Genomic DNA, 19035 nt, shown 5'->3' on the forward strand with positions numbered 1-19035 from the left:
CTTGTCGCGTCAGAATTCCCAGCGCCCCACACGTCGAAAGGACATGAGGCCGCGCAGTTGAGCACCCGTTGATTTGGCTGATTGCCATGCGTCCGCGCACCACATTTGGGTGCCCGTCCGGCTGTATCGATGAGTTGTCGTTCGGTCAGTCGAACTCGATCACGTTGTTGAAGAACCGAATGCTTGATGCAGGCGTGTGATCCTGCACCGCGTCCACCCAATCCGGCCCGTAGACCCGCTCGAAGAGATCCGGATAGGCCCATACGGTGTTGTGAAACGTGAATGTTGTTAACAGCATCGCCAACGTGCTGGTGCTGGCAAACTCTTTCTGCCCGCCTTTCAGCATGTTTGAAATAAGGAAGACCGCGCCGCCAGCCAAAGCCAGCCCGACAACATCCTGCGTGCTTCCCTTGGCATCGCCGGGAACGCCGACCATCTGCAACTGAACATAGCGCAACAGGAATATCGCCCCCACGCCCAGAAGAAACGCTGCGACGAAGCCCGCCGGATAGGCCAGACGCCGCCACAGGCTTGGCCCGCACGCCTTGTTTGGCCGGTGTTTCGCGGCCTCTTCGGCCCGGGCATTGATGCGCTCGACACGCGCCTGAAAACCCGACTTCTGCTCTTCCATCATCGACGCTGTTACCGCTCGTTCTGATTTGCTGCTCTGGCCTGCTTAGCAAGCGAGAGTGGGACGAGCAATTCACAATCTCAGGATGATACCAGCCTACATGTCGCACCCCGATCCAATGCAGAACCGACAGGCATACACCCGCTGAACGCAACGCCACAAACGGCGCAACCTGGGGATTGGTCCAAAGCTGCAACATGGCGTGTTAACCCACTGATCCTTCTAGGCTAATCGCTACCAATTGCTGCGCTTCCATGGCAAATTCCATCGGCAGGGCCTGCAGCACGTCCTTGCAGAATCCGTTGACAACCAGCGCCACGGCCTCTTCCTCATCCATGCCCCGCTGGCGGCAGTAGAACAGTTGATCGTCGTCCACTTTCGAGGTCGTCGCCTCATGCTCAACACGGGACGAGTTGTTCTTGACCTCGATATACGGAACCGTGTGCGCGCCGCATTTGTCACCGATCAGCAAGCTGTCGCATTGGGTGTAGTTGCGGCTGTCCTTGGCCTTGGGGTGCATCGAGACCAGACCGCGATAGGTGTTCTGCGCCTTGCCCGCGCTGATGCCCTTGGAGACGATGCGCGACTTGGTGTTCTTGCCCAGATGAACCATCTTGGTGCCGGTGTCGGCTTGCTGCATGTTGTTGGTGATCGCAATCGAGTAAAACTCGCCCTGGCTTTCATTGCCGCGCAAGATGCAGGACGGGTATTTCCACGTCACGGCTGAACCGGTTTCGACCTGCGTCCACATCACCTTGGACCGGTCGCCCCGGCAATCGGCGCGCTTGGTCACGAAGTTATAGATGCCACCTTTGCCGTTCTCATCCCCAGGGAACCAGTTCTGGACGGTCGAGTATTTCACCTCGGCGTCTTCTTCGACGATGATCTCAACAACGGCGGCGTGCAACTGCGCCGTATCCCGCTGGGGTGCGGTGCAACCCTCAAGGTAGGATACGTACGAGCCTTTGTCGGCAATGATCAGAGTACGCTCGAACTGACCCGTGTTTTCCGCGTTGATACGGAAATAAGTGCTCAGTTCCATCGGGCAACGGACGCCCGGCGGGATGTAGACGAAAGACCCGTCCGAGAAGACAGCCGAGTTCAGCGTGGCATAGAAATTGTCCGAGACCGGAACAACGGTGCCGAGGTATTTCTTTACCAACTCAGGATGCTCTTTGATCGCTTCGGAGATCGAACAGAAGATGACACCGTGCTTTGCCAGCTCATCCTGAAAGGTCGTGCCTACGGATACCGAGTCGAACACCGCGTCCACAGCGACCTTGCGGCCTTCGGCGGGCATATTCTCAGCCCCTTCGACACCAGCCAGAATCATCTGTTCTTTCAGGGGGATACCCAGCTTTTCGTATGTGGCCAGCAGCTTGGGATCGACCTCATCCAGCGATTTGGGCTTTTCCTCCATCGACTTGGGGCGCGCATAATAATACTGGTCCTGAAAGTCGATTGGCGGATAGTGAACCATCGCCCATTTCGGCTCGTCCATCTTGGTCCAGCGCTCGAAGGCCGACAGACGCCATTCGGTCATCCACTCGGGCTCTTCGTTTTTCTCGGAAATCAACCGCACGATATCGGGGTTCACGCCCTTGGGCGCGTATTCCATCTCGATATCCGTGTCCCAGCCGTATTTATAAGTCCCGACCTCGCGCACCGCATCCACGGTTTCCTGATCGACACCCTCTTTCACCTGGGTCTGGTCCAAAGCGGCCATCTTTTACCCTCCGTCAGATCACGCGGCCCGCGCGCGATGCTTTTTCTCTTTCTCAAGCCACGTTTCGGCGAAACGCAGCACATCTTCTTTCGTTGTCCGAGGGCCCAGCGACACGCGGATTGCGCTGGCTGCTGTCACCTCATCATATCCCATTGCAGTCAATACCGCGCTGGCGCGAACCTTGCCGCTGGAACAGGCAGAGCCCGCACTGACCGCAAAACCCGACAAATCCATCTGCATCACCTGCGTTTCACCCTTCCAGCCGGGCGAGGCAAAGCAGAGCGTGTTCGGTAGGCACTCCTGACCTTTTCCGACAAAAATAGGTGATTTTATCGCAGCCTCAAGAGCGTTTTCTAGAATATTTCTAAATTCTTCAACCTGCGCCCAGACACCGTTCGCCAGATCGCGTGCCGCCGCTTCAGCTGCAGCACCGAAACCCGCTATTCCAAACACATTTTCCGTGCCGGACCTGCGCCCCATCTCTTGCCCGCCACCCTTGATCTGGGCGGCAAGATCGGTGCCTCGCTTCATCACAACAGCACCGACCCCCTTGGGACCACCCAGCTTGTGGGCCGAAATCAGCGCCATCTGCGTATCCAGCCAGTTGAACGCAACGGGCAGCTTTCCGAACGCCTGCGTTGCATCCGTCACCGCCAGACCCGACGGCAGGGATTGCACGATACCCGTTTCCGAATTTGCCAGTTGCAGCGTGGATCGCGCGGGATTTTGAACCGCGACCATACCCGCATTGGAAACGGGCAAGTCCTCATTTATCCAAGCCCTTACCGCATCATGTTCAATTGCAGCGCCATGCAGATCACGCCCGCCCAACGTCAGCGCAGCGCCTTCTGTCGATCCGGATGTGAAAACGATATCCGCCCCATCTGCACCAAAGGCCGCCGCCACCTGCGCCCGCGCGCGTTCCACCAACGCCTTGGCCGCACGCCCTTCGGCATGGACCGAGGATGGGTTTCCACACACATCCATCGCCGCGATCATCGCGTCGCGCGCCTCGGGCCGCAGGGGCGTTGTTGCGTTATGATCCAGATAAACACGTTTCATGGATGCATCTTTTTCTCGCTGCGATTCATCGCGGATCGGACCCTCATCTCAGTCATCAACGATTGAAAACAGGCTGGGCACAGCCGGGCACGGAGCCAGGTCATTCTTGATCACGTCAGAAAGTCTTGTCTGGTGCAGGAACACGTAGACATGGGCGCTCAGGCCTTCCCACAACCTGTTTGTCAGCGATTGCGCCCGGCTGCCCGAGGACGCCCCCGAAGCCCCCGCGCCCTTTTGCAGCGCATCAACGGTTTCATCGACCGCAGCCAACACCTCGACCACGCGAATCTCTGACGCCGGACGCGCAAGCCGGTAGCCCCCGCCCGGACCGCGCACCGAGGACACAAGCTCGGCCCGGCGCAGTTTGACGAACAACTGTTCCAGGTAGGGCAGCGAAATATCCTGACGTTCCGAGATTTCACCCAGCGTCACCAGCCGGTCCGACGGCTGCAGCGCAATATCGGCCAAGGCAACCATGGCGTAACGACCCTTGGTCGAAAGCTTCATATTCCCGTCCTCTTAGCCAGATCCGCGTGAAATCATTGACGCCGCCGCCGCCAGTGCGTATCTCCGACGGGCAGCGATATAGCGCTGAGCAAGATAATTAGAACCGTTCTAAGGTGTCCGACGATTATCGTCAAGTATATCCGGGCACCCGCACGAAAAAGACAGGACCAAAGCACACATGCCCGAGGTGATTTTTCCCGGACCCGAAGGCCGCCTAGAAGGCCGCTACCACCCGCAAAAGGAAAAAGACGCACCGATCGCCATCGTGCTGCACCCGCATCCCCAGTTCGGCGGGACCATGAACAACAAGGTGGTCTATAACCTGCACTACGCGTTCTACAACATGGGTTTCACCGTGTTGCGCTTCAACTTCCGCGGTGTGGGCCGCAGCCAGGGCGAATACGATCAAGGCGTCGGTGAGCTGAGCGATGCGGCATCGGCGCTGGATTACCTGCAGTCGATGAACAACAACTCGAAACACTGCTGGGTCGCAGGGTTTTCGTTCGGCGCGTGGATCGGCATGCAGTTGCTGATGCGCCGCCCGGAAATCACCGGCTTCATCAGCGTGTCGCCACCCGCCAATATGTACGACTTTTCGTTTCTGGCCCCGTGCCCCTCGTCCGGTCTGATCATCAACGGGTCGTCGGACCGCGTAGCGCCGCCCGCCGACACCACCTCGCTGGTCAACAAACTGCACGAGCAGAAGGGCATCACCATCACTCATAATGAGGTCGAGGGTGCCGATCACTTCTTCCAGGACCGCCACATGGACACGCTGATCACCGATGTCAGCGATTATGTGAAGCGCCGCCTGACCGAGACAACGCGCTGATGTCCGACACGATCACGAACCTTGCGGCCAAGCTGGCCGAGGACACGATGAAGGTCATGGATGAGACCGGTGAAGACCGGTTCTTTGTCGAGGTCGGCGAGGTTCTGGGCGCGGCGTCGCAATCGCTGGAAGAGGCGTTTCTGACCGAAATCCGCGTGCGTCTGGCGGAACGCAAGGCCCGCCAGTTCGTCATCAAACGGCTGTCCGCACATCGCGAGCGGCTGAAGGCGATCGAAAAGCAATGACCGACCGGCTGTCGGCGCAAATCGCTTTCCTGAAACGGGCCGATGCATTGAAAACGGTTGAGCGGGCAAATGTCCTGCTCGACCAGTCGCGCCCTGAAAACTCCGCCGAACACAGCTGGCATCTGGCGTTATGGGCGCTGGTTCTGGCGCCGCTGGCCGGCCCGGACGTATTAATCGACCGCGTGATCCGGATGCTGCTGCTGCATGATCTGGTCGAGATTATCGTCGGCGATCACCCAATCCACGAAAAAACCGACTGGCAGGCCCTCGCAAAGGCGGAACACTCCGCTGCGCATGAACTATTCGGCCTGCTGCCACAGGATCAGGCCGCCGAGTTTCTGGCCCTGTGGACCGAGTTCGAAGCCGACCAGACACCCGACGCCCGCTTCGCCAAAATTCTCGACCGTAGCCAGCCGATGTTTCAGGTTCTCTGCGCATCGCAGCCCCGGCCAGACCATGTGGACGTGGTCCGCGCCAATCTGGCCGGTGGGCGCGCGGCCTATTTGGTCGATGCATTCCCCTTGGCGCATCAACATGCGCTGGACCTTCTGTCGGGCCATACGCCTGTGAACAATGCATTCACGCAAAGGCTGCCTCTGCTGACCGAGGCCGATCAGTTGAAATCTGTTCTGCGCGGCTCTCGCAATATAGCCAGTGACCGGTTCGAGAACTCGGCCGAGCATTCCTGGCACATCATGCTCTATGCCTGGGTTCTGGGCGAGCATGCCGACGACAACGTCCGGATCGACCGCGTTCTGCAGATGCTCCTGCTGCACGACATTGTCGAAATCGACGCCGGAGATCACCCGATCCACGGGCAGGTGGACCACGCCGCGCAGGCCGCCAAGGAAGAGGCCGCCGCCGCGCGCCTGTTCGGATTGCTCCCCTTGCCCCAAGGCGCGGCCTTCGCCGATCTTTGGCGCGAGTTCGAAGCAGCCGAGAGCCATGACGCCCGATTTGCCAAGGCGGTAGACCGGTTCCAAACCCCAATCGCCAATCTGGAAAACGGCGGCGGGTCCTGGGTGGATTACAACGTCACCTATGCGCAGATCGAATCCCGGGTCAGGCCAGCCATCGAGAAAGGCGCGCCCGCGCTTTGGCGCTGGCTTCAACCACAATTGGCCGACCATTTTTCGGCGGTGGTGGGATCAGCAGATTAACCACAGCAAAGAAAAAGGAGCCGAAAAAGGCCCCTTTCCCCCTGCTACAAGCTGAACGACGCTTAAATCACGCTACCATCAGACTGTTCACTCAGATTGGCTGCATCACTATCGACGGACCCCCCGCCTGCAAGCCACCCTAGCGCCGCTATCAATGCCGAAGCAAAAATGACGGACTTCGCAAATGTCGTCATCAGAAAATACTCACCAACAAATCAATAAATATGGGCTGCATGCTACACCATTCTGCAGCAATCCATAGTCAGGTAATCCTGACCTGCGCCCCTGCCGCCCGGAATCGAGCCCGCATCCACCACATTGGCCGGTTTTTTCAGGCCGCACGACGCGGACCAAAGGTTAGGGCTGGCATATTCCGCCGCGCCGCGTTATGCGCGCGGCAACTTCCCGTTCAAAGGCTGACCTCTCATGGACCTGCGCAATATCGCAATCATCGCTCACGTGGACCACGGCAAGACGACTCTGGTCGATGAACTGCTCAAACAATCCGGCGCGTTCCGGGAAAATCAGGCCGTGGCTGAACGCGCCATGGACAGCAACGATCTGGAGCGCGAACGCGGCATCACCATCCTTGCCAAGGCCACATCGGTCGAGTGGAAGGGCACCCGGATCAACATCGTCGACACCCCCGGCCACGCCGATTTCGGTGGTGAGGTCGAGCGTATCCTGTCGATGGTCGATGGTGTGGTTTTGCTGGTCGACGCTGCCGAAGGCCCGATGCCGCAGACCAAATTCGTGACCTCCAAGGCGCTGGCGCTGGGTCTGCGCCCCATCGTTGTGCTGAACAAGGTGGACAAACCCGATGCCGAGCCCGACCGCGCGCTGGACGAATGCTTCGACCTGTTCGCCAACCTCGGTGCCGATGACGACCAGCTGGACTTCCCTTCCATGTACGCCTCGGGCCGCTCGGGCTGGGCGGATATGGAACTGGACGGGCCGCGCAAGGACCTGACCGCGCTGTTCGACCTGATCGTCGATCACGTCCCGGCCCCGAAACAGGCCGACAAGAAAGACGAACCCTTCCGCATGCTGGCCACCACGCTGGGCAGCGATCCGTTCATCGGCCGCATTCTGACCGGTCGCGTGGAAAGCGGCACGCTGAAGGCGGGCGACAGCCTCAAGGCGCTGTCCCGCGATGGCACGCTGATCGAAAACTTCCGCGCCTCGAAAATCCTGGCCTTCCGTGGTCTGGCGCAGCAGCCTATCGACGTGGCCGAAGCCGGTGACATTGTCACCATCGCAGGCATGAGCAAGGCGACCGTGGCGGATTCGCTGGTCTCGCCGCAGGTCGATGAGGCCCTGCCCGCCCAGCCCATCGACCCGCCGACCATCACCGTGACCTTCGGCATCAACGATTCACCTTTGGCCGGTCGGGATGGCAAAAAGGTCCAGTCGCGCGTGATCCGCGACCGGCTGATGAAAGAGGCCGAGTCGAACGTCGCCATCCGCATCAGCGACACCCCCGGCGGCGAAGCCTTCGAGGTCGCGGGTCGTGGCGAACTGCAGATGGGCGTTCTGATCGAGAACATGCGCCGCGAAGGGTTCGAGCTCAGCATCTCGCGCCCACAGGTTCTGTTCCGTGAAGAAGATGGTCAGCGACTGGAACCGGTCGAAGAAGTCACCATCGACGTGGACGACGAATTCTCGGGCGCTGTGATCGAAAAAGTCACCGGCGCGCGCAAAGGCGAGCTGGTCGAAATGCGCCCCGCCGGTGTCGGCAAGACCCGCATCATCGCCCATGTGCCGTCGCGTGGGCTGATCGGCTATCACGGAGAGTTCCTGACCGACACCCGCGGCACCGGCGTTCTGAACCGCGTATTCCACGGTTGGGCCGCGCATAAAGGCCCGATCCCGGGACGCCGCGCGGGCGTTCTGATCTCGATGGAAAAAGGTCAGGCCGTGGCTTATGCGCTGTGGAATCTGGAAGAGCGTGGCCGCATGTTCGTTGGCCCTCAGGCTGATGTCTATCAGGGCATGGTGATCGGCGAGCACTCGCGCGACAACGATCTGGAAGTGAACCCGCTGAAAGGCAAGAAGCTGACGAACGTGCGCGCAAACGGCTCGGACGACGCGGTTCGCCTGACACCTCACGTTCAGTTCTCGCTGGAAGAAGCCATCGCCTATATCGATGACGACGAGCTGGTCGAGGTGACCCCCAACGCGGTACGCCTGCGCAAGCGCTTTTTGGATCCGCATGAGCGCAAACGCATGGCAAGATCCGCCTGATTTTGACCCGATCCGGCTGTTCGCGTCGGAAACAATAGATGCTGTGTGGCATCTTTGCTTCGGGTTTCGATATTGTGAATTTGCGAAGGCCTGCCCCAACGGCAGGCCTTCTTTCTGTTTTCGTTATCGTTTCAACTTTAAGTAAGATTAATTCTAATCGATGCATCCTCTGGCAGTCTTGTAAATCTGACTACAAAAAGGTGTATTTGCGGCGTAAGTGTGACGTTGTTCATAAACACCGATAGTTGTGTGGTGCATAAGTTCGACGTGAAAGAGTTAACAAGTGCCGAGGAGTTCGACATGGGCATCCAATCACGCAAATTGCCGCTGTTTTTTGCGGCTACCACTTTCCTTTTATCTCCCGCCGGAGGAGCTTTTGCGGCAGGGGTATGCGATATCAAAACCGCGCGTCAGTCCGGTGCATCGACTCAGGTTCTGTGCGAATGCGACGCTGTCACATCCGGGATGATCCGCTACCTGCAGCGCCGCAACGACTTTGACAGGATCATCGCGCGGCTCGGCGCAGAATGCTCTCCGCTGGCGGACGTGATATCCGACTTTGCGACCGAATCGACAGGCTTCACCGACACGAGAACCGGAGACGGCCCAGCCGATGAAGGCGACACCGGCGGACCGGGTGATACCGGTGGACCCGGCGACAACGGTGGACCCGGTGATGACGACGGACCGGGCGACAACGACGGACCGGGCGACAACGACGGACCGGGCGACAACGACGGACCGGGTGACAACGACGGACCGGGTGACAACGACGGACCGGGTGACAACGACGGACCGGGTGACAACGACGGACCGGGCGACAACGACGGACCGGGTGACAACGACGGACCGGGTGACAACGACGGACCAGGCGATGGCGACGGTGATGGAGATGGCGACGGTGATGGAGATGGTGATGGTGATGGTGACGGCGACCACGACATCTGACCTGAAGCCGGGCCCGTGATTTCGAAAATCACCAAGCTCTAGACATCACAAAAACAAAGAACCGGCGCAACATGACTGGCGCCGGTTCTAACTTAAAAATCTGGTTTTCTGCAGGTCCGCAGTCAGCTTCTTCCGTAAACCCCAACCCAGCGACGGGGTTGATTCGGGTCCTGCATGCGCAAAAACAGGTAGCGGGTCGAGGACCAGGGTTTGATTCGGTTCGTCAGGTTATCCAACACCAGATCCCCTCTGGCCGAGCGATACACCAAAACAGCGTGCGGAGTGCGGCTTGTATCCAGAACGGTGGCGATCAGAAGTTTGTTGGGGTCGATCCCCGCCTTGATCAGATCCCTTTTCTTCAGCAAGGCAAAATCTTCGCAATCCCCGCCCAGTGACGTAGGCAACGCCCACCGCTCTTGTGTTCTGTACTGGGATTGATCCGTAATCGCGCGGGTTGTTGCATTGACCCGGCGGTTAACGTTTTTGACGATGTTCATCTCCTGCTGGCTCGAAAGCTTCACGGACCGTTTGGAGGAACATGCCCAACTATATTGCCGGCACAAATCCCGCGCGCCCGATGGCGGAGACGAAGCAGCGACACTGGGAATAAATGCGCCTTCTGAAGCGTGTGCCTGGGGGGTAGCAAACAGCGCGCCAACCACAAGGGCGGAAAGCCCCAGCTTGATCGCAAACCGCTTACCAGCGGCACCGAATTGACCTGCCCAAAATTTCATCCCTGCACCTCAATCCAAGTTTGTCCGAGCAATCGCGATCAAACTGAACATGTTTACGGCTTTCTGGACTTTAACCGCAAATCGCTCTGCTCACGCAATGCCCGCTCAGATTGGCGGCGAAAAAAGGCGGAAACTCGTCATTTTCTTAGACCATTTCGCGCAAGAATTTAGACGGGGGCGCCATAATTGACGCGAAGGCAGATGAACAGCCCCCACGCCAAGTGCATAGAAGTTATGACAATTTTGAAACTTTACTCACAACCCGACACCACTGGCCTGCGCCAGACGAGCCAGAAAAGTAGTGAGCCGAAATTCGCTTACAAGCAGGCCATTTAGCCGAAAACGCAGGCCGAAGAACCGAAAACCGATTCTCACTCGGTGATTTCAACGACCACCAATTCGCGCTCACTTGCGCCCCGGGCGTGATCAAGCGCTGCCTGATACTCGGCCGAGTTGTAGCACTCGACCGCAGCCTCGAGGGAGGGAAACCGCGCAACCACATTGCGCGGCCTTTCCTTGCCTTCCAGTTGAACGTAGCGCGCCGCGCGGGCAATGAACTCACCGCCGTGATTGGCGATCGCCGGTCCTGCCAGTTCGGCGTATTTTCCGTATGCCTCGGTATCTGTCACCGTGACATGTGCAATCCAAAGTGCCGCCACTTTATCCTCCCAAAACCTGTTCGGCGGCTTTGATGGCCGCATCCGCGTTGGCCGCATCCCGACCGCCGCCTTGCGCCATGTCAGGGCGTCCGCCGCCGCCCTTGCCGCCCAGTTCCACAACGGCGGCCTTGACCAGATCAACCGCAGAAATCCTGTCGGTCAGATCGCCCGTGACCCCAGCGGCAACGGCGGCCTTGCCGCCGGTATCCGCAATCAGCAGAACAGCACCCGATCCCAGACGGGATTTGTGTTCGTCGATCAGGGCAGGCAAATCCTTGCCCGATACACCTGTCAGCGCCTGCGCGAGGAATTTGACACCGTTCACGTCCTGCGCTTCGGCCCCGTTGCCCTGCCCCGCTCCGCCGGCCATCGCCAGATCGCGACGCAACTGAGCGACTTCGTTTTGCAGCGACTTCCGCTCATCAATCAGCGCCTTCACCCGGCCAACCACGTCGCCGGGCTGGGCTTTCAGCTCCAGCGCGATTTGCGCCAGACGGTGATCCTGCGCCGACAGATATTGGAACGCGTCGTCCCCGGTCAGCGCCTCGATGCGCCGAACGCCTGCGCTGCTGGCGCTGTCGCCAAGCACGACAAAGGTGCCGATATCGCCGGTCTGGCGCACATGTGTCCCGCCGCACAGCTCAATCGACCACGTTTCGCCATCCTGCCCCTTGCCGGTGGGTGCCTTGCCCATCGACACAACGCGCACCTCATCGCCGTATTTCTCACCAAACAGCGCCTGCGCCCCCAGCGCGCGGGCGTCGTCCGGGGTCATGATCCGGGTTTCGACGGTCGAGTTCTGCCGGATGAACTCATTGACCTGCCGTTCGACCTTGTGCACCTCGTCCAGAGTCAGCGCCTTTGAATGGCTGAAGTCGAACCGCAAACGATCCTCGGCGTTCAATGAACCGCGCTGTGCCACGTGATCACCCAGCGTCTCGCGCAGGGCCTCGTGCAGAAGGTGCGTGGCCGAGTGGTTAGAGCGGATCGCCGTGCGCCGCGCGTGGTCGACCTCAAGCTCGACCGCATCGCCCTTCGACAACGCGCCCTGATCCACCGTCACTTTGTGGGCGTAGACTTTTCCGTCCGCGAACTTCTTCGTGTCTTCCACGCGGGCGACATCGTCGCGCTCTTCCACCCTACGAATCTCACCCGAGTCACCAACCTGCCCCCCGGCCTCGCCATAGAACGGGGTCTGGTTCACGACGACCCAGCCGCTGCCCCCCTGTTCGATCTTATCGACCAGAGCGCCATCGACGACCAGAGCGGCAACCTGCCCCTCGGCCTTCTCGGTGTCGTAGCCAAGGAAATCCGTGGCCCCGGCAGTGTCCAGCACGTCAAACCAAACAGCCTGATCAGCGGCCTCACCGGAACCGGCCCAGGCCGCGCGGGCCTTGGCTTTTTGTTCGGCCATCGCCGCGTCAAAACCATCGGTATCCACGGTACGGCCCTTTTCACGCAACGCGTCTTGCGTCAGGTCCAGCGGGAAGCCGTAGGTGTCGTAAAGCTTGAACGCTGCATCCCCAGGCAAGGCCGCGCCGTCCGGCAGGCTTGCGACTTCATCATCCAGCAGCTTGAGACCGCGGTCGAGGGTCTGCTTGAACCGGGTTTCTTCCAGCAGCAGCGTTTCTTCGATCAGCGCCTGTGCCTGCCCCAGTTCGGAATACTGCGCACCCATCAATTGCACCAGCGAGGGCACCAGCCGGTGCATCACCGGGTCCTTCGCGCCAAGCAGATGCGCGTGACGCATGGCGCGGCGCATGATCCGGCGCAGCACGTAACCGCGCCCGTCGTTCGAGGGCATAACCCCGTCGGCAATCAGGAACGAGGTCGAACGCAGGTGATCCGCAATCACGCGGTGGTGCACGTTCTGGTCGCCATAGGGATCGACGCCTGTCGCGTCCGCCGACGCCTCGATCAGCGTCTTGAACAAATCGGTGTCATAGTTGTCGTGGCTGCCCTGCAGCAAGGCCCCGATCCGTTCCAGCCCCATGCCTGTGTCGATCGACTGCATGTCGAGTTCCACCATCGAGCCGTCCTCGAACTGCTCGTTCTGCATGAAAACGATGTTCCAGATTTCGATAAACCGGTCGCCGTCTTCCTCGGCCGAGCCCGGAGGGCCGCCCCAGATGTGATCGCCGTGATCATAGAAAATCTCAGTGCACGGCCCACACGGGCCGGTGGGGCCCATCTGCCAGAAGTTGTCACTGGTGGCGATCCGAATGATCCGGTCCTCGGGCACGCCGACCTTCTTCCAGATCTCGAACGCCTCATCATCGGTATGGTAAACCGTTGTCAGCAGGCGATTTTTGTCGATTCCGAATTCCTTGGTGATCAGTTCCCACGCGAAAGGAATGGCTTCGGGCTTGAAATAATCCCCGAACGAGAAGTTTCCCAACATCTCGAAAAACGTATGATGCCGCGCGGTATAGCCGACATTGTCGAGGTCATTATGCTTGCCGCCCGCGCGCACACATTTCTGGGCCGTTGTGGCGCGCTGATAATCGCGGGTCTCGACACCAGTAAACAGGTTTTTGAACTGCACCATGCCCGAGTTCACGAACATCAGCGTCGGGTCGTTGCGCGGCACCAGAGGGCTGGACGCCACAACCTCATGCCCCTGTTTTGCATAGTAGTTCAGAAAGGTTGATCGGATATCGTTCAGCGTGGGCATGGGGCTCTCTCGGCGCGCAATCATTCGGGTCTGCAAAGGTTTAGCCCCGCGCCCGCAGACTGTCCACAGCCCACGCGCCCGAAACGAAACAAGGCGGCCCCGATGGACCGCCCTGTTCCAGTATTCTCAGCATCTTCGGGATGCCGGGGGATTTCTGCTGTTCCCGTCAGCGTGTTTAAGCCTCGAGGATATCATCCTCTTCCGCTTGCGGTGGCATGTCGAAATCCAGACCGTGCGCCGCGCGAATCTTGTCTTCAATCTCGAAGGCCACGCGGCTGTTGTCGCGCAGATATTGCTTGGCGTTCTCACGCCCCTGCCCGATCCGCTCGTCGCCATAGCTGAACCAAGAACCCGACTTCTCAACCACGCCAGCCTTGACGCCCAGATCCAGCAACTCACCCATTTTCGAGATGCCTTCGCCATACATGATGTCGAATTCCACCTGTTTGAACGGAGGCGCCACCTTGTTCTTGACGACCTTCACGCGGGTCTGGTTGCCGACCACCTCGTCCCGATCCTTGATCGCGCCGATGCGGCGGATGTCCAGACGGACCGAGCTGTAGAATTTCAGCGCGTTACCACCGGTTGTGGTTTCCGGGCTGCCGAACATCACGCCGATCTTCATCCGGATCTGGTTGATAAAGATCACCATGCAGTTCGAGCGGTTGATCGATCCGGTCAGTTTCCGCATGGCCTGGCTCATCAGCCGGGCCTGCACGCCCACGCTGCTGTCACCCATGTCGCCTTCGAGTTCCGATTTCGGCGTCAGCGCCGCCACCGAGTCGACTACGACCATGTTCACAGCGCCCGACCGCACCAGCGTATCGGTGATTTCCAACGCCTGTTCGCCGGTGTCGGGCTGCGAGATCAGCAGTTCGTCCAGATCGACGCCCAGTTTGCGGGCATATTGCGGGTCCAGCGCGTGTTCCGCGTCAACAAAGGCACAGACACCGCCGCGTTTCTGCTGTTCGGCAATACAATGCAGGGTCAGCGTGGTCTTACCGGAACTTTCCGGCCCGTAAATTTCGACAATCCGCCCCATCGGCAGACCGCCGATCCCAAGCGCAATGTCCAAACCCAGCGAGCCGGTAGAGCTTGCGTCGATATCCTGCTTGGCATCCTCGCCCAGCTTCATGATCGAGCCTTTGCCAAATTGCCGCTCAATCTGTGCCAGCGCACTGTCGAGCGCCTTTTGCTTGTCTGCGTTTTTCTTGTCGCTCATCGTCAGAAGATCCGCCATTGTCCTGTCACTATCCCTTTTGTCACACCCTTTGACGGGCGGCAATCGCTGCTTTGTTCGCCTCTTGTTCTTTATGGGACCAAAAAGAGAACATTTCAACTAAAACTTACAAGGCCTACTGTTCCGCAATTGTATTAAAGAGTCGTTTACGACAATCTGCACCTGATGGAATTGTTCGCGAAGGGCCTTTAAATGCTTGTTTTCTATAAGGAACGTCTGGCGTTTCTTGCTGTCCCGAAAACCGGAAGCACCGCGTATCACTCGGCCTTGCGCGACCGCGCCGACCTTGTGGTGACCGGCCCGCCCGAGCTGAAACACGCGCCCGTTCGCAGATATGACCGGTTTTTTCAGAACATTTTTCGTAAAATGTATGACGCCGAGATGGAAATCATGGCAGTTGTTCGCGAACCCATCGACTGGCTGGGCAGTTGGTACCGGTTCCGCAGCCGACAAGACCGTATCGGCCATCCGCATTCGACCCGCGATCTGAGCTTTGATGAGTTTGTGCAGGCCTACATGCAAAATCCACGGCCCGAATTTGCCGATGTCGGCAGTCAAAGCCAGTTTTTCCGCACCCGAAGCAATGGATTCGGAGCAACCCATATCTTCAAATACGAGCATCAGGACAAAATTCTAAACTTCCTGCAGGACAGGCTGGATATCGAGCTAAACCCGGCGCGCGAAAACGTATCTCCGCCACGCGACCTGTCCCTGACTGCAGAAACCGAGCGCAAGTTCAGAAGAACCCACACGGCCGAGTTTGAAATTCACCAGTCGGCTCAGTGACCTTCAGTTCAGTTGCTGAAACACAGCCTCGGTCAGTTGATTGAGCGAGAACGGTTTGGGCAGGAAGGTCGAGTTTGCAATTTCCGGCCCGGAATCGCCAAACGCGCCTTCGGTATAGCCCGACACGAAAACGACGCGCACATCCGGGCGGGCCTGCATCGCCTGTCGCACCCAGGTTGGCCCATCCATGCCCGGCATCACGACATCCGTGACGAAAACATCGACCGTCAGGTCAGGATCGTCCAGCAGTTTCAAAGCGTCTTCGGCGGATTCCGCCTCGAGCACAGTGTATCCTTTCAGCCGCAGCGCACGGGTGGCAAAGGCCCGGACCGGGGCTTCGTCTTCCACCAGCAAAACGACCCCTTCCCCTTGCCCTGCGCTTTTGACGTTTGGCTGGTCCTCGATCACCGGTGCGGGCTTAGAGGTCGCTCCGCACACCGGCAGAAGAACCGAAAACTCGGTTCCTGTGCCCGGCGTGCTGTCCACAAAGATGAAGCCGCCGGTTTGCTTGACGATGCCATAGGCCGTGGACAGGCCAAGACCGGTTCCCTCGCCCGTGCGTTTGGTGGTGTAAAACGGCTCGAACACTTTTTGCAGCTTGTCCGCCGGAATACCCGTGCCGCTGTCGATCACCTTGACCGTTGCGTATTCGCCGGGCTGAACGGTTGCACGGTCGCGCCGGAACGGGTCTGTCACGTTCAGCACCCCGGTCTCGATCCGGATTTCGCCACCTTCAGGCATGGCATCGCGCGCGTTGACCACAAGGTTCATCAGCACCTGCTCAAGCTGGCGCTTATCCGCCCGAACAGGTTTGAGGATCGGATCGTGGCTGAGTGTTAGTTGGATCTTTTCCCCCACCAGACGGTTCAGCAGGTGAATCAGGTCTGAGATCGTATCGCGCAGGTCCAGAACCTCGGGGCGAAGGGTCTGTTTGCGCGAAAACGCCAGAAGCTGACTGACCAGCGCAGCGGCGCGATTGGCGTTCTGATGTATCTGAACGAGGTCACCGTAGTTCGGATCGTTCTGGTCGTGACGCAGCAGCAGCAGATCACAATGGCCGGATATCGCAGTCAGCAAATTGTTGAAATCATGCGCCACACCGCCCGCCAATTGGCCGACGGCCTGCATTTTCTGGCCCTGCACGAACTGCGCCTCGAGCGTCTTCAGCTCGGTCGCGTCATTCATAACCGCGATCAGGCAGACCTGACCGTCGATTACGTCCCGGCCCAGAGTGACCTGTACAAACACCTCTTTATCCTCGCGGCTGAGCCGCAGAAACTCGGACCGTGGCGCTTCTTCGCCCGAAGCGGTCCGGGCCAACCAGTCCAGTATCGGGTGCCCGAGGCCCTGCATGATCTGGCTGATATTTGTGTCGTGCAACCGGCTTGTTCCCAACAGCTTGCTGGCAAGGCGATTGGCCTCGAGGATCGCGCCGTCGGCGGTCAGCCGCAAAATCGGGACCGGCAGATCGGCGATGGATGTCTCGGGGCTTTGTCGCCCCGTCTCTTGCAGCGGCAGCGCAATCAGATTGCGGCTTATGCCAGAGCGGGAAAGCTGCGAAACAGCAACCGGAAGCGGCCCGGACTCGGTCTGCAACTGGCAGACAATTCCGTCTGACGGGGCATCACCCTGAAACACCTGATCCGTGGATTTGGGCCTGTACCCCAAAAGTCGGAGGGCTGCGTTATTGGCGCGAAGCACAACTCCGTTTCGACCTTCGGTCAGGATAGGAAGCTCGGCGTCGTTCCAGTGATCCGACCGATCCAGACGAAACCGCCAGCAGAACACGCCCGGCCCGGGCCGGAAAACCGACACCGGGGTCGTGGAGCCTCGGGTCACAACTTCCTCTGCCGCGCGCCCCTGTGTTTGCGCCTGAAATTGCAGGCGCAGTAAAAGCGCCGAGGGGTCGGCAAAAGTGGTGCGCACGCATTCGGCCAGACTCTGGCCCGGCTCCGCGTGAAACCGTTCGCGGGCGTGCGTGTTGGCAACCAGTATGTCGCCCTGAGCATTGGCGATCAGGCATGGGGCGTCATCCTGTTCGGCAAAAGCTGCCATCACGGCGACGGCCTGCCGCGCGGATCGATCCGCCAACCGCCCTTTGGCCCAGAACAGCGCAACCGCACCCAGAACCGAGAAGCCGACGACATGCAAAGCCGCCGCCCAATCCGCCGGAATCAGCCCCGCAAAGGGGCCAAAACCCAGCCCGACGGCCAGCAGAAGCAGTGGTAACAAGCGAGAGATAGAAGGCGTTTGGCGTAGCGTTGGGTCTGAAAACGGTTCTGCAGTGTCTGACATGAATGACTCGGGCAATGGATTCAGGGGATTACCAGCGCAATTTGGTTAACGCCCGCTTAACATCGCAGCAAGTCAGGTTTTCCATTCTAGGTTGATGCTCAATGCGTCACTGCCGCTTAAGATGCGCCGTAAAGAACCCATCTGTCCCGTGTGAAACCTGCCATGATTTCCGAAACACCTGCTGCCAATCCGGGTGAGTATTCAAAAAGCTGTCAACGACCAGACCATTCTCATCCCGCAACATCGAACAGGTCGCATAGGCGAGGACCCCGTCCGGATGCACCAGGCTGGCGACTTCGTCCAGAATACCGGACTGGATAGCGGTCAGTTCGTGCAGGCGCCCCTCGGTCAGCGCCCATTTTCCGGCAGGCGCGCGGCGCCACGCCCCGCTGCCCGAGCAGGGCGCATCCGTTAGCACCACATCAAACGGCGCGTGGCGTGCGATCTGATCGGTGGACAGCATTTTGATCTTGGCCCCGGCCCGTTCGGCGCGGGCTGGAAGGTCACGCATCCGTCCGGGGTCGATGTCATGGGCAAAAACGTCGACGCCCGCATACGCTGCCAGCGCCAGTGACTTGCCGCCCCCGCCCGCGCAATAGTCCAGAACCCGCATTCCGGGTCTTAGGTCCAATGCCGCGACAACCGCCTGGCTGGCTGCGTCCTGAAGCTCGACTAAACCATCGGTATAGGCGCGGCTTTGGGCGATCTTTCGGGCGCCCTCCACCACCTCTAACGCCGTGTCGCAGGCTGAGTGCGCATGGGTGGAAATACCTTCGGCGGCCAGTGAAGCGATTGCCGCTGAAAGGTCGAACTTCAGAAGATTGACCCGCAGATGAACAGGCGCGCGGCTTTGCAGAGCCTGCGCCGCCCCAATCGCCTCATCCCCCAGCGAGGCCACGAAGCCGGGCCAGAGCCAGTCAGGGATGTCGTATCGCTCGGCATCCGACGTGAAACCCCGGCTTTGTTCGGTCGCATTGATCCGCTCAGGCGCGTGCCTGCCGCCGGAAAACAACGCATCAAGGTCGCCCCCAGCAACGCGGACCGCACCAATCATAAGACCGCGACCGGTATCCGCCCCGCCCAACGCCGCAAAGGACCGCTTACAGCGCAGCGCATCGAAGACATGATCCCGCACCGCTGCCCGGTCCTTGGACCCGGCAAACCGGCTGCGCCTTGCCCACCCTGTCAGCACCTTTTCCGCCGGTTGGTCAGCCAAAATCTGGTCAAGGATTTCAATCGAGGCCTGAACGCGCGCCGCAGGGGTCATGTTGTATCTCGTCCGTCCGTCCGTG

Annotated in this window: 16 protein-coding genes; 6 read left to right on the plus strand and 10 right to left on the minus strand. The window is 59.5% G+C overall.

Going from position 1 to position 19035, the window contains the following annotated elements; genetic code table 11:
• Positions 1-145 precede the first annotated feature (145 nt).
• From ACR0EZ_RS03755 to iscR, 4 genes are all read right to left on the minus strand, one after another.
• Positions 146-631 carry a hypothetical protein gene (locus ACR0EZ_RS03755; protein ID WP_480611009.1) on the minus strand — a complete coding sequence of 162 codons (486 nt, stop codon included), beginning with the start codon at positions 629-631 and terminating at the stop codon, positions 146-148.
• Between the two features lie 205 nt (positions 632-836).
• Complete coding sequence (sufB, locus tag ACR0EZ_RS03760) at positions 837-2357, minus strand: Fe-S cluster assembly protein SufB (RefSeq protein ID WP_480611012.1); 1521 nt, start codon at positions 2355-2357, stop codon at positions 837-839.
• 18 nt (positions 2358-2375) lie between these two features.
• Positions 2376-3419: a cysteine desulfurase family protein gene (locus ACR0EZ_RS03765; protein ID WP_480611015.1), complete on the minus strand. Its 1044-nt coding sequence runs from the start codon at positions 3417-3419 to the stop codon at positions 2376-2378.
• Positions 3420-3467: 48 nt separating this feature from the next.
• Positions 3468-3926, minus strand: a complete 459-nt coding sequence (iscR, locus tag ACR0EZ_RS03770; RefSeq protein WP_480611017.1) for a Fe-S cluster assembly transcriptional regulator IscR — start codon at positions 3924-3926, stop codon at positions 3468-3470.
• Positions 3927-4104: 178 nt separating this feature from the next.
• On the opposite strand from iscR, the gene ACR0EZ_RS03775 reads away from it, so the two are divergent.
• The 5 genes from ACR0EZ_RS03775 to ACR0EZ_RS03795 all read left to right on the plus strand — a co-directional run bounded on the left by ACR0EZ_RS03775 (position 4105) and on the right by ACR0EZ_RS03795 (position 9355).
• Positions 4105-4758 (plus strand): alpha/beta hydrolase, encoded by a 654-nt coding sequence (locus ACR0EZ_RS03775; RefSeq protein ID WP_480611019.1) that lies wholly within the window; start codon positions 4105-4107, stop codon positions 4756-4758.
• Entirely contained in the window at positions 4758-5003 is a 246-nt protein-coding gene (locus ACR0EZ_RS03780; protein ID WP_480611021.1) for a hypothetical protein, read from the plus strand. The genes ACR0EZ_RS03775 and ACR0EZ_RS03780 overlap by 1 nt, the downstream gene beginning before the upstream one ends.
• Complete coding sequence (locus tag ACR0EZ_RS03785; RefSeq protein WP_480611023.1) at positions 5000-6163, plus strand: HD domain-containing protein; 1164 nt, start codon at positions 5000-5002, stop codon at positions 6161-6163. The genes ACR0EZ_RS03780 and ACR0EZ_RS03785 overlap by 4 nt, the downstream gene beginning before the upstream one ends.
• A gap of 426 nt (positions 6164-6589) precedes the next feature.
• Positions 6590-8407: a translational GTPase TypA gene (gene typA / locus ACR0EZ_RS03790; RefSeq protein WP_480611025.1), complete on the plus strand. Its 1818-nt coding sequence runs from the start codon at positions 6590-6592 to the stop codon at positions 8405-8407.
• A gap of 219 nt (positions 8408-8626) precedes the next feature.
• Positions 8627-9355, plus strand: coding sequence for a hypothetical protein (locus ACR0EZ_RS03795; RefSeq protein ID WP_480611028.1), 729 nt, complete (start codon positions 8627-8629; stop codon positions 9353-9355).
• A 122-nt stretch (positions 9356-9477) separates the two neighbouring features.
• Here the strand turns inward: ACR0EZ_RS03795 and ACR0EZ_RS03800 are convergent, their stop codons facing one another.
• From ACR0EZ_RS03800 to recA, 4 genes are all read right to left on the minus strand, one after another.
• The gene (locus tag ACR0EZ_RS03800) at positions 9478-10089 is read right to left on the minus strand and encodes a transglutaminase-like cysteine peptidase (protein WP_480611031.1); all 612 of its coding nucleotides are present in this window, start codon (positions 10087-10089) and stop codon (positions 9478-9480) included.
• 371 nt (positions 10090-10460) lie between these two features.
• Positions 10461-10748, minus strand: a complete 288-nt coding sequence (locus tag ACR0EZ_RS03805) for a DUF1330 domain-containing protein (protein ID WP_480611034.1) — start codon at positions 10746-10748, stop codon at positions 10461-10463.
• A gap of 1 nt (position 10749) precedes the next feature.
• Entirely contained in the window at positions 10750-13422 is a 2673-nt protein-coding gene (gene alaS / locus ACR0EZ_RS03810; protein WP_480611037.1) for an alanine--tRNA ligase, read from the minus strand.
• 175 nt (positions 13423-13597) lie between these two features.
• Entirely contained in the window at positions 13598-14662 is a 1065-nt protein-coding gene (recA, locus tag ACR0EZ_RS03815; RefSeq protein WP_480611039.1) for a recombinase RecA, read from the minus strand.
• 192 nt (positions 14663-14854) lie between these two features.
• Here recA and ACR0EZ_RS03820 point away from each other — a divergent pair, with 192 nt between their 5' ends.
• Positions 14855-15448 (plus strand): sulfotransferase family 2 domain-containing protein, encoded by a 594-nt coding sequence (locus ACR0EZ_RS03820; protein WP_480611042.1) that lies wholly within the window; start codon positions 14855-14857, stop codon positions 15446-15448.
• Between the two features lie 3 nt (positions 15449-15451).
• On the opposite strand, the gene ACR0EZ_RS03825 is transcribed toward ACR0EZ_RS03820, so the two are convergent.
• Together ACR0EZ_RS03825 and ACR0EZ_RS03830 are read right to left on the minus strand one after the other, a co-directional pair.
• A complete protein-coding gene (locus ACR0EZ_RS03825; RefSeq protein ID WP_480611044.1) occupies positions 15452-17743 on the minus strand; it encodes a two-component system sensor histidine kinase NtrB in 2292 nt (763 codons plus the stop codon).
• 106 nt (positions 17744-17849) lie between these two features.
• Positions 17850-19010 carry an RsmB/NOP family class I SAM-dependent RNA methyltransferase gene (locus ACR0EZ_RS03830; RefSeq protein WP_480611046.1) on the minus strand — a complete coding sequence of 387 codons (1161 nt, stop codon included), beginning with the start codon at positions 19008-19010 and terminating at the stop codon, positions 17850-17852.
• Positions 19011-19035 lie beyond the last annotated feature (25 nt).

This window comes from Ruegeria sp. AK4, from assembly GCF_056541025.1.